The 15,662-nt window shown below is 65.3% G+C and carries 12 protein-coding genes; 11 read left to right on the top strand and 1 reads right to left on the bottom strand.

Going from position 1 to position 15,662, the window contains the following annotated elements:
- Positions 1–78 precede the first annotated feature (78 nt).
- Positions 79–813 carry an SDR family NAD(P)-dependent oxidoreductase gene (locus tag PEP31012_RS19530; protein ID WP_150590962.1) on the bottom strand — a complete coding sequence of 245 codons (735 nt, stop codon included), beginning with the start codon at positions 811–813 and terminating at the stop codon, positions 79–81.
- A 145-nt stretch (positions 814–958) separates the two neighbouring features.
- On the opposite strand from PEP31012_RS19530, the gene PEP31012_RS19525 reads away from it, so the two are divergent.
- The 11 genes from PEP31012_RS19525 (at position 959) to PEP31012_RS19475 (ending at position 15,631) form a co-directional block, all read left to right on the top strand.
- The gene (locus PEP31012_RS19525; protein WP_150590961.1) at positions 959–1,933 is read left to right on the top strand and encodes a LysR family transcriptional regulator; all 975 of its coding nucleotides are present in this window, start codon (positions 959–961) and stop codon (positions 1,931–1,933) included.
- A gap of 61 nt (positions 1,934–1,994) precedes the next feature.
- Positions 1,995–3,290, top strand: coding sequence for an MFS transporter (locus tag PEP31012_RS19520; RefSeq protein ID WP_150590960.1), 1,296 nt, complete (start codon positions 1,995–1,997; stop codon positions 3,288–3,290).
- Between the two features lie 462 nt (positions 3,291–3,752).
- Positions 3,753–4,910 carry a DSD1 family PLP-dependent enzyme gene (locus PEP31012_RS19515; RefSeq protein WP_150590959.1) on the top strand — a complete coding sequence of 386 codons (1,158 nt, stop codon included), beginning with the start codon at positions 3,753–3,755 and terminating at the stop codon, positions 4,908–4,910.
- Between the two features lie 197 nt (positions 4,911–5,107).
- Positions 5,108–5,863: a histidine utilization transcriptional repressor HutC gene (gene hutC, locus PEP31012_RS19510; RefSeq protein ID WP_150590958.1), complete on the top strand. Its 756-nt coding sequence runs from the start codon at positions 5,108–5,110 to the stop codon at positions 5,861–5,863.
- Between the two features lie 183 nt (positions 5,864–6,046).
- Positions 6,047–7,726: a urocanate hydratase gene (gene hutU, locus PEP31012_RS19505; RefSeq protein ID WP_150590957.1), complete on the top strand. Its 1,680-nt coding sequence runs from the start codon at positions 6,047–6,049 to the stop codon at positions 7,724–7,726.
- Positions 7,727–7,766: 40 nt separating this feature from the next.
- Positions 7,767–9,308 (top strand): histidine ammonia-lyase, encoded by a 1,542-nt coding sequence (hutH, locus tag PEP31012_RS19500; protein WP_150590956.1) that lies wholly within the window; start codon positions 7,767–7,769, stop codon positions 9,306–9,308.
- Between the two features lie 141 nt (positions 9,309–9,449).
- Positions 9,450–10,829 carry an amino acid permease gene (locus PEP31012_RS19495; RefSeq protein WP_150590955.1) on the top strand — a complete coding sequence of 460 codons (1,380 nt, stop codon included), beginning with the start codon at positions 9,450–9,452 and terminating at the stop codon, positions 10,827–10,829.
- Between the two features lie 7 nt (positions 10,830–10,836).
- Entirely contained in the window at positions 10,837–12,060 is a 1,224-nt protein-coding gene (hutI, locus tag PEP31012_RS19490; RefSeq protein WP_150590954.1) for an imidazolonepropionase, read from the top strand.
- Between the two features lie 26 nt (positions 12,061–12,086).
- On the top strand, positions 12,087–13,049 hold the full coding sequence (gene hutG / locus PEP31012_RS19485; protein ID WP_150590953.1) for a formimidoylglutamase: 963 nt from the start codon (positions 12,087–12,089) through the stop codon (positions 13,047–13,049).
- A gap of 503 nt (positions 13,050–13,552) precedes the next feature.
- Positions 13,553–14,515 carry a LysR family transcriptional regulator gene (locus PEP31012_RS19480; RefSeq protein WP_150590952.1) on the top strand — a complete coding sequence of 321 codons (963 nt, stop codon included), beginning with the start codon at positions 13,553–13,555 and terminating at the stop codon, positions 14,513–14,515.
- 111 nt (positions 14,516–14,626) lie between these two features.
- Positions 14,627–15,631 carry an ABC transporter substrate-binding protein gene (locus PEP31012_RS19475; protein WP_150590951.1) on the top strand — a complete coding sequence of 335 codons (1,005 nt, stop codon included), beginning with the start codon at positions 14,627–14,629 and terminating at the stop codon, positions 15,629–15,631.
- Positions 15,632–15,662: the final 31 nt, after the last annotated feature.

Genomic DNA, 15,662 nt, shown 5'->3' with positions numbered 1-15,662 from the left:
TGACTCCTCAAAGTGGCGCGGCCGGCGAACCCGCCGGACCGTCGTTCCATGCAAAACCACGGCAAAACGCCGCGTCGATCATCGTCCGGCGCTAAAACCGCCGTCCACCGGAAGAATCGTCCCCGTCACATAGTCGCTCTGCACGAGGTACTGCACTGCCCGCGCAATGTCCGCGACATCTGCAATGCGTCCGAGCGGATGCATCTGCCCCAGCGCGTCGTGCGTTTCAGGGGCATGCATCGGCGTGTCCACGACCCCGGGGGCTACGGCGTTGACCGTGACACCATAGGGCGCCAATTCCAGCGCCAGTGCGCGCGTCGCCTGATTGAGGCCGCCCTTTAGCGCGGCCGCCATCAAGGCGGGAACCCCGGCGTGTGCCTGCAAGGCGATCGATGCGGTGACATTGACGATCGCACCGTGACGGCGCTCGCTCATGTGACGCGCCGCCGCTTGCGAGAAGTACAGCGTGCCCTTCAAATTGGTCGCGATCTGCTCGTCGATCTCGTCCGGCGTGAAATCCACGAACGGCTTGGCTGAGAAAATTCCCGCGTTATTGACGAGCACGTCGACGTGACCGAACGCCTCGATGGCGCGGGCGAAGGCAGCTTCGGCTACCGCAGGATCGCCAACATCCCCCGCGACCGGCAGGAATCGCTCGCCCACACCCAGCGCGGTGTGCGCCGCGTCGAGCCTTGCACTGCTGCGCCCCGTACCGACGACGTTGAAACCATCCTTCAGGAAAGCTTCCGCCAACCCGAGTCCGATGCCACTTGAGGCACCCGTGATAATGACCGTGCGTTCCGACTTGCTCATGATGTCTATCCTCAACTTGAAGTGGCCTGCCGGGACGGCGGCGCATCCACACGCCCCGCGGGTTGAGCACCACTCTATTCGTGAACGAAGACACAAAAAACACATGCGGATACACTTGTCTTTTTACATGATGTAACCAATCGATATGCAACGGCAATTCGGCGACATTCTGCTTGGCAGCATCGAGTTGTTCTGCCTCGCCGCCGAAGCGGGCAGCTTCACGGCGGCAGCGAACCTGGCGGGCGTGACGCCGGCCGCGGTCAGCCGGTCGATCGCCCGTCTCGAGCAGCGCCTGGGGGTACGACTCTTTGTCCGTTCGACACGACGCATCCGCCTCACCGAAGGCGGAAGCACGTACTACGAGGAATGCCGCTCCGCCCTTGGCATGCTCGCGGAAGCCGAACACCGTGTCTCGGGCGCCCAATCGCAGCCGTCCGGCACCGTGCGCATCAGCGTGCCGACGACCTACGCGCACTATCGCCTGCTGCCGCTGTTGCCCGCGTTCCAGGCGCAATATCCGCGCATCAAGGTGCACGTGCACGTGAGCAACCGCAACGTCGATCTGCGTGAGGAGCGCTTCGACTTCGCCATCCGCTTTCGCGCCCAACCCGAGTCAAGCATGGTGGCCCGCCCGCTTGAAGACGCCGCGCTCGTTGTCGTCGCCCACCCGGATTACCTGAATCGCGCGGGAACACCGCGGACGCTTGACGATTTGGCCGAGCACGACTGCATCGAATTCGACCTGCCGAGCACGGGGCGAGCGATACCGTGGTTGTTCTGCGAGGCGGGCCGCGACATCGAGCATGCGGTGAATGGCAACTTTCGTTGCAGTGACGACGTGCTCTCTGGCGTCACGCTCGCCAAGGCCGGCGCCGGGCTTTTCCAGACCTACCGGTTCATCGTCGAGGAAGATTTGGCCGCCGCGCGCCTGGTGGAGGTGCTGGCCGCTTACGGGGGGCGCTCGCGCCCGGTGAGTCTGATGTACCCGCACGGCAAGACGTTGCCGTCTCGTGCCCGCGCCTTCGTCGATTTCTTGCTGCAAACGTTGGCGCATTCGTCCGCGCCTCGCAACACTGACTTCCGCACGGCGGCCATTCCAGCGCCGCGGGGCTCGGACTAGACTCGGCAGTAGCGCCGTTCCCCGGTCATCCACGAACACATTGCGCAATGCAGAGGTTGCTGTGAAGCCCCCCGCCGACTCGTCCCAATTCGTCAGTGCCGATACCGCCCACGCCCCCCGTGCCGCCAGTTACACCGACCGTAACGCCCGGTACTGGCGCCGTAATCTGGTCATTGGTGTGTTCGGGTCATTTACCACGCTAGTCAGCTTGAGCATGCTGCTGCCGTTCCTGCCGCTCTATGTCCAGCAGCTTGGCGTTGCATCGGAGTCCGCCGTCATCCAGTGGTCGGGCGTCGCGTTCAGTGCGACGTTTCTCGGCACCGCCGTGACCGCGCCCCTCTGGGGCCACCTCGCGGACCGTTTTGGCCGCAAGCCGATGCTGATCCGCGCGGCCGTCGGCATGGCCATCGTCATGTCGCTCATCGGCGTCGCGCACAACGTCTACCAACTCGTGGGGCTGCGTCTGATCGCCGGGCTGATCGGCGGCTATGCGTCGGCGGCGACGGTGATGGTGGGCACACAGGCACCGCGCGAACGCGCAGGTTGGGCACTGGGCGTTCTGTCGACGGGCGCCCTCGCTGGCAGTCTGGTCGGGCCGCTGGTCGGCGGATTGCTGCCACCGCTATTGGGGATTCGCGGCACCTTCTTCGCCGGCGGCGCGATGATAGCGGTCACGGCACTGCTGACAATTTTCGGGGTTCGCGAAGACTTCGATGCGTCGCGCGACGGCAAACGCCACGCCCCATCGGCGACGCTCACCAACGATCATTCGCCGCACGCCGCAAACATCGCGGCCATTCTCGCGACGGCCATGATGGTATTGCTGGCTAACATGTCCATCGAACCGATCATTACGGTCTACATCGCGAAATTGGGCGTCGACAGCGCGCATCTCACGCGCGTCGCCGGCGTCGTCATGGCAAGCTCGGCGCTGGGTAGCATTCTCACGGCAGCGCGCTTGGGGGCGCTCGCGGATCGCGTCGGGAGTTGGCGCGTCATCGTTGGATGCCTTGTCGCGACAGCACTGGTGATGGTGCCGCAAGCGTTCGTCACCACATGGTGGCAATTGGCCGCACTGCGTGTGCTCATGGGCATGACGCTCGCGGGACTGCTGCCCGCCATCGGCAAACTCGCCCGTCACGCGGTCGGCGAGCGCGACACCGGCAAGATGCTCGGCTATCTTCAGTCGGCACAATTCAGCGGCCAGGTGATCGGGCCCGTCGTCGGCGGCCAGATCGCCGTCGCATTCGGATTACCGTCGGTGTTTTTCATGACGGCAGCGTTACTCCTTGCTTGCAGTCTGTTGGCGAACGGCGCGCGGACCAGAAGTGCCGAACGCGCCCATCGACTCGCCTGAGGGCGCAACAGGCACGTTGCCATCGCTGCCCGTGCAGGCGGGCGCGGCGCATACACTGTTGGGCGTCGATCCACGCCAATCTGTCGAGACCGATGACGTCGCCCGTCGATGAAAGCGCCAGCCGAGCGTGGCTTCGCGCTGTCTCAAGCGCGCCGACAACGCGGGCGGCGTGACGCCGCACTGAGCGACGCCGACTGTGCCAGCGCCTCGACCAGACGCAGGTCCTCGATCTGGATCATTCACTTGCGCTTAATGCTGGATGTTGCGGCATTTAACCACGCGCCACCCTGTTGTCCCTACACTGCCTCGCGTGACGACAGCGTCGCGTGCCAGCTTTCAGCCGCGCGACGCAACGGTGACAACCGGCACGGCAAGACGCTTCCGGTGTCATGGCCGCCCTGCGCTCGCCGCGGCGCGCAAAAGGCCTCGTCACGTTCACACCATCGCCCGAGATTCATCACCATGACTACGAAGCAAAACGCTCCCCTGGCCTCGTTGCAAACGCTGAACACACCGGCCGCCGTGATCGACGTGCCCCGCATGCAGCACAACATTCGTCGTATGCAGTCCCGCATGGACACGCTGGGCGTACGCTTGCGTCCCCACGTCAAGACCAGCAAGTGCGTGGAGGTGGCCCGTGCACAGATCGACGCGGGCGCCGCGGGCATCACCGTTTCGACCCTCAAGGAAGCCGAACGCTTCTTCGACGATGGCGTGACCGACATCCTCTACGCCGTGGGCATGGTCGCCAGCAAGTTGCCCGCCGCCCTCGCCCTGCGACGCCGCGGTTGCGACCTCAAGATCCTCACGGACAGCGTCGCATCGGCGCAGGCCATCGTGGCGTTCGGCGCCGAGTTCGGCGCGACATTCGACGTGTGGATCGAGATCGACACCGACGGTCACCGCTCGGGCATCGCGCCCAACGAAGACGCCCTGCTCGATGTTGCGCGCGTGCTCCATGACGGCGGCGCAAACCTCGGCGGCGTGATGACCCATGCCGGCTCCAGCTATGACGTCGACACGCCCGAAGCGCTCGTCGCGATCGCCGAGCAGGAGCGCGCCGGCTGCGTGCGCGCCGCCACGCGTTTGCGCGATGCCGGGCTGCCGTGCCCGGTGGTCAGCGTCGGCTCGACACCGACCGCCCTCACCGCCGCGCATCTCGAGGGCGTGACCGAAGTGCGCGCGGGCGTGTATGTGTTCTTCGATCTCGTCATGCACAACATCGGCGTATGCACGACCGACGACCTGGCGCTGAGCGTGCTCACGACCGTGATCGGGCATCAGGCCGACAAGGGATGGGCCATTGTCGACGCGGGCTGGATGGCCATGAGCCGCGACCGGGGCACGCAGAAGCAGAAGCGCGATTTCGGCTATGGACAGGTGTGCCGCATCGACGGCAGCCTCATGCCCGGATATCAGTTGAGCGGCGTGAACCAGGAGCACGGCATCCTGTCGCGCGAAGGCGAACCAGACCTCGACATCGTCGCGCGATTCCCCATCGGCACACTGTTGCGCATCCTGCCCAATCACGCTTGCGCAACAGGCGCGCAGTTCCCGGAATACCACGCCATCGCCCCGGATCGCGACCTGGCGGTCTGGCCACGATTGCACGGTTGGTGAGCGAGAAAGTCGGTCATCGGGTGGCGTTTCGATGCGGGGGCATTTCGACGCGGGGCACGTCTTGGTGCGGCTCGCGCGCGACCTCGTCTGGTTCAGTGCCTTGTGCGACGCTCCGCTTTTTTCTCCTGCGCAGCAAGCGATTGGCTTATGCTTCAGGCTTTCCCACCCGCACGCCCGTGACCGGAGAAGCCATCAAGGTGCCACGTCAATCTGCCCAACCGACTGTCGAAACGCTCAACGAACAAGGGCCGGCACCGCGCTATCTGCAACTCAAGCAGTTCATCTGCCGTCAGATCGACAGTGGCGTCTGGCCGCCGCATCATCGCGTGCCATCGGAAAACGAGTTGGTCGACCTCTCGGGCGTGAGTCGCATGACGGTCAACCGCGCGCTGCGCGAACTCACCGCCGAGGGGCGGCTCGTGCGCATGCAGGGCGTCGGCACGTTCGTCGCCGAGCCGAAATCGCACTCGCCGCTGCTCGCCGTCAACAATATTGCCGACGAGATCTCCGAACACGGCCACCGACATCGAGCCGAAGTGAAGCTGCTGCGCGAAGAACTCGCCGGCCCCGAACGTGCGCTCTCCATGGGCGTGCAGGAGCGTGAAAATCTGTTCCACTCGTTGATCGTCCATTACCAGGACAATGTGCCGGTGCAGATCGAAGACCGCTTCGTCAATCCCGCCCTCGCGCCGCATTATCTCGAGCAGGACTTCACCCAACTCACCCCCAACGCCTACCTGCAGCGGCTATCGCCGCTCACCTCGGGCGAACATGTCGTCGAAGCTGTGACGGCCACGCCGGAGGAAGCGCAACTGCTGCACATTGCGCGCACGGAACCGTGCCTGCTCATTCGTCGTCGCACCTGGACGGGCAAGCGCATCGTCTCGGTCGCCCGACTGCTGCACCCCGGCTCGCGCCATCGGCTCGAGGGACGGTTCGGCGAACCGGCGTAAGCCAGCGCCGACGCGCCTTTGCACCTTCGCGCCAACCCAGCGATCGCTGCAAGCGAGCCCCTCCGAAGTCCCGAAACGTCTCCTCCCACGCGTCACCCCACTGCGTGAAAACCCTAGTTCACGACAACTTGTATATACAATACTGTACAAGTCATTCTCCGCTCCGAATTAGAGGAACCCGTTGTGAGCCAATCCACCCGATACCGCGATGTCACGATCCGCGCCCCGCGCGGCACGCAGCTCAATGCCCGTAGCTGGCTCACCGAAGCCCCGCTGCGCATGCTGATGAACAACCTGGACCCGGACGTCGCCGAAAACCCGAAGGCGCTCGTCGTCTACGGCGGCATCGGCCGCGCCGCGCGCAACTGGGAGTGCTACGACAAGATTGTCGAAACGCTCAAGACGCTGGGCGACGACGAGACGCTGCTCGTGCAGTCGGGCAAGCCGGTGGGCGTGTTCAAGACCCATGCCGACGCGCCGCGCGTGCTCATCGCCAACTCGAATCTGGTCCCGCACTGGGCGACCTGGGAACATTTCAACGAGCTCGATGCCAAGGGTCTGGCCATGTACGGCCAGATGACCGCCGGTTCGTGGATCTACATCGGCAGCCAGGGTATCGTGCAGGGCACCTACGAGACCTTCGTCGAAGCCGGCCGCCAGCACTACGACGGCAACCTGAAAGGTCGCTGGGTGCTCACCGCCGGTCTGGGCGGCATGGGCGGCGCGCAGCCGCTGGCCGCCACGTTGGCAGGCGCCTGCTCGCTGAACATCGAGTGCCAGCAGGCCAGCATCGACTTCCGTCTGCGCACGCGCTACGTCGACGAGCAAGCCACGGATCTCGACGACGCCCTCGCGCGCATCGCCAAATACACCGCCGCCGGTCAGGCAGTGTCCATCGCCCTGTGCGGCAATGCCGCCGAAATTCTGCCGGAACTGGTGCGCCGCGGCTTGCGTCCGGACATGGTGACCGACCAGACCAGCGCCCACGATCCCCTGAACGGCTACCTGCCGATCGGCTGGACGTGGGACGACTACCGCGAACGCGCCCGCTCGAAGCCCGCCGAGGTCGTCAAGGCTGCCAAGCAGTCGATGGCCGTTCACGTCCAGGCCATGCTCGACTTCCAGGCGATGGGCGTACCGACCTTCGACTACGGCAACAACATCCGCCAGATGGCCAAGGAAGAAGGCGTCGAGAACGCCTTCGATTTCCCCGGCTTCGTGCCCGCGTACATCCGTCCGCTCTTCTGCCGCGGTGTCGGACCGTTCCGCTGGGCCGCGCTCTCTGGCGACCCGGAAGACATCTACAAGACCGACGCGAAGGTCAAGGCATTGATCCCCGACGACGCGCACCTGCATCGCTGGCTCGACATGGCGCGCGAGCGCATCAGCTTCCAGGGCCTGCCCGCCCGGATCTGCTGGGTCGGATTGGGCTTGCGCGCCAAGCTCGGACTGGCCTTCAATGAAATGGTACGCTCGGGAGAACTCTCGGCACCGGTCGTGATCGGCCGCGACCACCTGGATTCGGGATCGGTCGCCAGCCCCAACCGCGAGACGGAAGCGATGCGCGACGGCTCGGACGCCGTGTCCGACTGGCCGCTGCTCAACGCCCTGCTCAATACCGCTAGCGGCGCGACGTGGGTGTCGCTGCATCACGGCGGCGGCGTCGGCATGGGCTTCTCGCAGCATTCTGGCGTGGTGATCGTCTGCGATGGCACCGACGCCGCTGCCGCGCGCATCGCGCGGGTGCTGAACAACGATCCGGCGACGGGCGTCATGCGCCACGCCGATGCCGGTTATGACATCGCCGTCGACTGCGCGCGCGAGCACGGCCTGAACCTGCCCATGCTGGGCGACGCGAAGTAAGCGAGCCCCCAAGAACCTCTCGAATCAAGGAAATCCGTCCATGGCAACCCTGTTTGTGACGCCCGGCGCGCTCACGCTCGCCCAACTGCGCGACGTCTATCAACACCCGACCACCCTGACCCTCGACGAGTCCGCCTATGCGGCCATCGACAACAGCGTGGCCTGCGTGGAAAGCATCATTGCCGAAGGCCGCACGGCTTACGGCATCAACACCGGCTTCGGTCTGCTCGCCACGACGCGCATCGCCAAAGACGATCTCGAGAACCTGCAACGCTCGCTCGTGCTCTCGCACGCCGCCGGCGTGGGCGCGCCGATCGACGACGCGCTGGTGCGCCTCATCATGGTGCTCAAGATCAACAGCCTGGCGCGTGGCCTCTCGGGCATTCGTCGCAAGGTGATCGATGCCCTCATCACGCTGGTGAACGCCGAGGTCTATCCGCGCATCCCGCTCAAGGGATCGGTCGGCGCGTCGGGCGATCTCGCCCCGCTCGCCCACATGTCGCTGCTGTTGCTGGGCGAAGGCCAGGCACGTCATCGCGGTCAGTGGATGAGCGCCCGTGAAGCCCTCGCGGTGGCCGGACTCGAGCCGCTCACGCTCGCGGCCAAGGAAGGCCTGGCGCTGCTCAATGGCACGCAAGTCTCGACAGCCTACGCCCTGCGGGGGCTGTTCGAAGCGGAGGACATGTTCGCCGCCGCCAGCGTCTGCGGTGCCTTGACCGTGGAAGCGATGCTCGGCTCGCGCGCCCCGTTCGACGCCCGCATTCACGCCGCTCGCGGCCAACGTGGCCAGATCGATGCCGCCGCGCTCTATCGCCATCTGCTCGGCGAGACGAGTGAGGTGGGTGAATCCCATGCGCATTGCGAAAAGGTGCAAGACCCCTACTCGCTGCGCTGCCAGCCGCAGGTCATGGGCGCGTGCCTCACGCAGATCCGTCAGGCCGCGGAAGTGCTGGCCGTCGAAGCGAATGCGGTGTCGGACAATCCGCTCGTGTTCTGGGAACAGGGCGACGTGATCTCCGGCGGCAACTTCCACGCCGAGCCGGTCGCCATGGCCGCGGACAATCTCGCGCTGGCGCTGGCCGAAATCGGCGCGCTGAGCGAGCGCCGCATCTCGCTGATGATGGACAAGCACATGTCGCAGTTGCCCGCGTTTCTCGTGGCTAACGGCGGCGTGAACTCCGGGTTCATGATCGCGCAGGTGACGGCCGCGGCACTCGCCTCAGAGAACAAGGCTCTGGCGCATCCGGCCAGCGTCGACAGTCTGCCGACCTCAGCCAACCAGGAAGACCACGTGTCGATGGCGCCCAACGCCGGCAAGCGGCTTTGGGAGATGGCCGATAACGTCAAGGGGATTATCGCGATCGAATGGCTCGGCGCCTGCCAGGGGCTGGACTTCCGCGAGGGGGTCAAGTCGACTCCGGCGCTTGAGCGCGCCCGCGCCCTGCTGCGCCAGTCGGTTCCGTTCTACGATAAGGACCGCTATTTTGCGCCCGACATCGAGGGGGCCAGCGCCTTGATCGCGCAGCGCCAGCTCAGCGACTTGGTGCCGGCCGGTACGTTGCCTAGCGCGCCAGTCGTTTAAATCGCATAGCCGTTTTCCCCCGCCGGGGCAAAGCGAACTGCGATTCGCGCCACCGGCGGTTGGGGACAGGGTCACCCGTCCCCGCGCATTCCCTTGCCGCCCGCGAACGCGGGCCGGCTCATCACGCCTTCAGGAGACAGCTTGAAAACCCTGCAACGCAATCTGAGCGCGCGGCACATCCGCTTTCTGGCGCTCGGCTCGGCCATCGGCACGGGCCTGTTCTACGGCTCGGCGTCCGCCATCCAACTGGCCGGTCCGGCCGTGATCCTGGCCTATATCCTGGGCGGTGCCGCCGTCTACATGGTGATGCGCGCGCTGGGCGAGATGGTCGTGCGCCAGCCCGTTTCCGGCTCGTTCGGCCGCTATGCGAGCGACAACCTCGGCCCATTGGCCGGGTTCCTCACGGGGTGGACGTACATCCTGGAGATGGTCATCGTCTGTCTGGCGGACGTGACGGCGTTCGGCATCTACATGGGGTTCTGGTTCCCGGACGTGCCGCAGTGGATCTGGGTACTCGGCATCGTGATGCTGATCTGCGGGCTGAACCTGTGCAACGTGAAGGTGTACGGGGAAATGGAATTCTGGCTGGCGCTGGTCAAGATTCTCGCCATCGCCGCGATGATCGTGGGCGGCGGGGTGATTCTTTTCGCCGGCGTGCAACTCCATAGCGAACATGCGCCGGCGGTGAGCAATCTCTGGTCGCACGGCGGTTTCCTGCCCAACGGCTGGGGAGGACTCGTGGCGTCGCTGGCCGTGGTGATGTTCGCCTACGGCGGCATCGAGATCATCGGCATCACCGGTGGAGAAGCCAAGAATCCGGAAACCGTGATTCCGCGCGCCATCAACGCCGTGCCGATGCGCATTCTGCTGTTCTACGTGTTGACGATGTGCGTGCTCATGGCGATCTTCCCTTGGACCGGCATCGGCAGCCAGGGCAGCCCGTTCGTGCAGATCTTCTCGGGGCTCGGCATCAAGTCCGCAGCGGCGATCCTCAACGTGATTGTGATTTCCGCGGCCATCTCCGCCATCAACAGCAACATTTTCGGCGCGGGCCGCATGATGTTCGGCATGGCCGAACACGGTCAGGCGCCGGCCGCGTTCTCGGCGACGTCGCGTCATGGCGTGCCGTGGGTCACGGTGCTCGTGATGACGGCCGCGCTGCTCGGCGGCGTGGTGCTCAACTACCTGATCCCGGAGGGCGTGTTCCTGATCATCGCGTCGATTGCCACGTTCGCGACGGTGTGGGTGTGGCTGATGATCCTCCTCTCGCAGGTGGCGATGCGCCGTCGTCTGTCGGCTGCGGAAGTCGCCGCGCTCAAGTTCAAGGTGCCGCTTTGGCCGGTCGGCCCGGCGCTGGCCATCGCGTTCATGCTGTTCGTGATCGGGGTGCTGGGCTACCTGGACGACACCCGTGTCGCGCTGTATGTCGGTGCCAGCTGGATCGTACTGATGTCGGCGGCCTATCAGTTCGGCGTCAAACCCAAGGAAGCGCAGGTGCGCAGTCCGATGAGCCTGGAATGAGCCTCTCATGAAACGTACCTACTGGAAGCACTGCCGCGTCGCCACGATGCGCAACGGCCGCTATCACGCCATCGACGATGCCGCGATCGTCACGCACGGCAAGCACATCGAGTGGATTGGCGCGCGCAGCGAGCGCCCGGTCTCGGGCGCAGATGCCGATGCGTGCATCGACCTGCAAGGGGCGTGGGTCACGCCCGGCCTGATCGATTGCCACACGCACCTGGTGTTCGGTGGCAACCGCAGCCTCGAATTCGAACAACGGTTGCAAGGGGTGAGCTACGCGGACATCTCCGCCGCGGGCGGCGGCATCAAGCACACCGTGCGGCACACGCGCGATGCCACCGAGGATGCGCTCTTCGACTCGGCGCGCAAACGGCTGCTTGCGCTGATGCGCGATGGCGTCACCACGGTCGAGATCAAGTCCGGTTACGGCCTCGATCTGAACAGCGAACGCAAGATGTTGCGCGTGGCGCGTCGGCTGGGCGAGGCGTTGCCGGTCACGGTAAAAACCACGTGCCTGGCAGCGCACACGGTGCCCTCGGAGTTCGCGGGCAAGGCCGACGAGTATGTGAATTACGTGTGCAATGACGTTCTGCCGGCGCTTGCCGACGAGGGTCTGGTCGACGCGGTCGATGCGTTCTGCGAAACGATTGCGTTCTCACCGTCGCAGGTCATGCGCGTGCTGCTGCGTGCGCAGAAGCTGAAGCTGCCCGTCAAGCTGCACGCCGAGCAGCTCTCCCCGCTCGGGGGGGCAAGTCTCGCGGCGGAACTGGGGGCACTATCGGCCGATCATCTGGAATACATGAGCGCCGACGATGCGGCCGCGATGGGACGCGCGGGCACGGTCGCCGTCCTGCTGCCGGGCGCGTTCCACATGTTGCAGGAAACGCGCCGTCCGCCGGTCGATCTGCTTCGCCGCCACGGGGTGGATATTGCGGTGGCGTCCGACCTGAACCCGGGCACCTCGCCCGCGCTGTCGCTGCGGTTGATGCTCAACATGGCTTGTACGCTGTTCGGCCTGACCCCGGAAGAAGCGCTGGCGGGCGTCACGCGCAATGCGGCCAAAGCCCTGGGCATGCTCGACACGCACGGCACGCTCGAAGCCGGGAAAACCGCGGATTTCGTGGCATGGGACATCGAGCGGCCGGCGGAACTGGCCTACTGGCTGGGAGGCGAACTGCCCTCGCGTACTGTGCGCCACGGCGAGTGGCGCGACCTTTCGGCGGTTTGATCCGTCCCTTCCAACAGGAGACTCTCATGGTGACGCCATTCAAGCCGATCCCCGGCGATCCCCCGCTCTGGCATGGGCGCACGGATGCCGGCGAACGCGGCGATACGCGGCGGCTCTTCAACGTGGTGCGCGAGATCGATTCGCGCACGGAAGTGGCGGCCAGCGGTGCGCCCGTGCTGCTCGGCTTCGCGTGCGATGCCGGCGTCAAACGCAATCAGGGGCGAGTTGGCGCCGCCGAGGGACCGCACGCGATCCGGCGTGCGCTGGCGAACCTGCCTGCGCACGACATCGCGCACCTGTTCGACGCGGGTGACGTCACATGCGAAGGCGATGACCTCGAGGCAGCCCAAACCGCGCTCGCCGATGCGGTCCGTCGTCAGTTGGACGCGAATGCGCAACCGGTGGTACTCGGCGGCGGTCACGAAATTGCGTGGGGCACGTGGCAAGGACTGCGCGCGCATCTCGACGCCCGCGGCGATCGCTCGCGCGTGTTGATCCTGAATCTCGACGCGCACTTCGACTTGCGCACGGCGCGTCCGGGCACGTCAGGCACGCCGTTCGATCAGATCGCGCAAGCCTGCGAAGCGGCCGGACTTCCGTTCGACTACGCGTGTCTGGGTGTGAGCCGGTTGAGCAATACAGCATCGCTGTTCGACCGGGCGCGCGAGTTGAACGTGATCCACGTGGAAGACACCGAAATGCAAGAGCGGCATCTGGAAGCGCGTCTCGCACAGGTTGACGCATTGATTGCCGACGTCTCACACGTCTATCTGACGATCGATCTCGATGTGCTTCCGGCGCCGGTCATGCCGGGCGTTTCCGCGCCCGCGGCGTACGGCGTGCCAATGCCCGTCGTCGAAGCCATCGTCTCGCATGTGCACCACTCCGGCAAACTGCGCGTGGCCGATCTGGCCGAGTACAACCCGCGCTTCGACCCGCAGGGCGCAGGGGCTCGCGTGGCCGCCCGGCTCGCTTATCGTCTGCTCTAACAACGTCTGCACTATGCAGTCGCCGGCGCGTTGGGGCACATCCCGGCGGCGCCGCGGCCGCTTCACCCACTTCACCCACTTCACCCGCTTCACACTCCCACAGTCAGACGGACCGGAGCCCCTTTCCGCCTCTCAGACATAGACCCAACTCGCTGCAGAAAGGGGCCCCGGTCCGTCTCTCTCACCTCCCCACCTCCTCTCACCCCACCTCCTCTCACCGCACCGCCGCTCACCGCACCGCCTCGCCCCACGCCCTCCTCCGATACCTCCTCCGTCTAATGCCCACGGTTTTCACACACCGAGACGAACGTCCCGCACCCGTTGCCACCTTTGGCCCAAAATCCTCTCGCCCTAATACAAAGTATTAGTTTTTCTTATGTTGATTTTGTTTTATGGCCTCCAATCCCTACAATTCTTAAAAATTCTTATATCGATTCGTCGCGACGCGCCAGAAAAGCCATTTCCGCCCGCTGAGACGCACCGCCCGAACTGGAGACATGCCGATGAAAAAGCGCGCAGACCTCGACGTCAGATCGCTTCGAATCTTCGAGGCCGTCGCGTCGGCAGGCAGCCTCTCCGTCGCCGCCGATGCCCTGGGCGTCACCCAATCGGCCATCTCCCAAGCCATCGCGCAAATCGAGCAGACGGTCGGCACGCGCGTGCTCGATCGGTCGCGCCGCCCACTCAAGCTCACCCCGGCCGGGCTCGCGCTCTCACGCCATGCCCGTCAGATCGTGGACGACATGGACCGGCTCATCGCACAGGTGCAGGACGCCGACGTCGCCAGCCGTGCCGCCGTGCGCGTGGGCATGATCGATTCGTTCGCCGCGACGGTCGGCCCGTCCATCGTGCGGCAGATGTCGGACAGCACCAGCGAGCTGCTGCTCTGGTCGGGCCTTGCCAACGGCCACGCGCAGGCGTTGCTCGCCCGCCAGCTCGATCTGATCGTGACGAGCGATCCGATGCATGACATGGAGCGCCTGGTGCGCCGCCCGATCTTCACGGAGCCGTTCATCGTCGTCGTGCCCAAGGCCCGCGAAGCCGATCTGGCGCAGGCCGATCTGAGTGAGCTGATCCGCACGTTGCCGCTGATTCGCTTTTCGGGCCGCTCGCACTTCGGCGCCGTGATCGAACGGCACTTGCGCCGCACCGGCCATTCGCCCCGCATGCATCTCGAAATCGATACGTCGGATGTCGTGATGTCGATGGTCGCCGCCGACCTCGGCTTTACGATTGCCACGCCGCTGTGCGTGTTGCAGGGCCGTGCGTCGCTGCCGCAGGTGGCCGCATTGCCACTGCCGGGCCCGGCCCTGTCGCGCACGATCTATCAGGTATCGCGCGAGGGCGAAGTCTCGGAGATGGCCTCGCAGTGCTTTCTCGCCGGGCGCATGGCGCTCGCACAGGAAGCTTTTCCGGAACTGCGCCGCGTCATGCCCTGGCTGGGAGAACGGCTGGCGCTTTGCTGAGGCTGGTCAACGATTGTCAGCCACCGCCCCGGGCGCCGGGCCAGATGAATTTCACCTGAAGCGCGCCCATCGTTCAACGCGAATAACACATAACCTACCAAGGAGACACGCATGAACCTGTCACGACGCAACTTCCTTCACACCGGTGCCGCCCTGTCGGCCGCCGCCGCCGCGGGCGGTCTGTCCCTCCCGGGTATCGCCCGTGCGGCGAACGCGACCCCGGTTCAGTATGGCGGTTCGGCATGGCTGGGCCACTACCCGGCCTACCTCGCCATGAAGTCGGGGGCGCTCGCCGCCTCAGGCATCGACCAGCAATGGCAGTCGTTCGGCACCTCGTCGGCGCGCATGAGCGCGGTGCTCTCAGGCGGCATCGATATCGCCTGTACCGGCATCGTGTCGGCGCTCGCGCTGATGGCGCGCGGCGCCAAACACTTCTCGATCGTCGCGGTACCGGAGAGCTTCGGCCGCGTCGAGGGGCTGTTCGTGCGCGAGGGAGTGAATTCGTTGCAGGACCTCAAGGGCAAGAAGCTAGGCGTCACGTTCGCCTCGAGCGCGCACCTGCTCGTGCTCGATCTGCTGGGTAACGCCGGTCTGTCGAACGACGTCACGGTGCTCAACGTGCCCGCCCCTGAGTTGCCCGGCGCGATTCAATCGGGCCAGATCGATGCCGCCGCCGCGTGGACGCCGCAGTTCAATCGCATCCGCGCCATGTCGGGCATGAAGCTGCTGGCCGACGATACGCAGTTTTCGCTTTACAAGAAGTACAACGTCACGCCGGGCCCCGATGTACTCATCGTTCGCAATGCCTGGGCCGAGAAGAACGCCGACGCCGTTCGAAAGTACCTCAAGGTGTATTTCGATACCTGCCAGATGTTGCGCGACAAGCCGGACGACGCCGCGCGCTCGCTGATTGCGCTGACCGGCATGTCAGCGCTCGATCAGGTCGAGACGATCAAGGGCGCGGAGTGGTACGGCCTCGCCCAGCAAACGCAGTTGCTCAAGGCGCCGGGCAGCTATGTCGACGGCCTGCAACGGCTGGCGGAGATGCTCGTCACGTACAAGCAGATCGACAAGGCGCCGGCCGTGCGCCAGTGGATCAACACGTCGTATCTGTAAGCCCCACGGATGGATCAGTGCGCCGGTGCCG

The organism is Pandoraea eparura, assembly GCF_902459725.1.
GTDB classification, from domain to species: Bacteria; Pseudomonadota; Gammaproteobacteria; order Burkholderiales; family Burkholderiaceae; genus Pandoraea; species Pandoraea eparura.
The sequence above is the reverse complement of the archived record's forward strand: the minus strand, read 5'-3'. Positions and strand labels throughout refer to the sequence as shown.

Coding starts and splice junctions, on each gene's coding strand:
- PEP31012_RS19525 (WP_150590961.1), top strand. CDS start 959: ATGCAACGGCAATTCGGCGACATTCTGCTTGGCAGCATCGAGTTGTTC.
- hutI (WP_150590954.1), top strand. CDS start 10,837: ATGAAACGTACCTACTGGAAGCACTGCCGCGTCGCCACGATGCGCAAC.
- hutH (WP_150590956.1), top strand. CDS start 7,767: ATGGCAACCCTGTTTGTGACGCCCGGCGCGCTCACGCTCGCCCAACTG.
- hutG (WP_150590953.1), top strand. CDS start 12,087: ATGGTGACGCCATTCAAGCCGATCCCCGGCGATCCCCCGCTCTGGCAT.
- PEP31012_RS19480 (WP_150590952.1), top strand. CDS start 13,553: ATGAAAAAGCGCGCAGACCTCGACGTCAGATCGCTTCGAATCTTCGAG.
- PEP31012_RS19515 (WP_150590959.1), top strand. CDS start 3,753: ATGACTACGAAGCAAAACGCTCCCCTGGCCTCGTTGCAAACGCTGAAC.
- PEP31012_RS19530 (WP_150590962.1), bottom strand. CDS start 813: ATGAGCAAGTCGGAACGCACGGTCATTATCACGGGTGCCTCAAGTGGC.
- PEP31012_RS19475 (WP_150590951.1), top strand. CDS start 14,627: ATGAACCTGTCACGACGCAACTTCCTTCACACCGGTGCCGCCCTGTCG.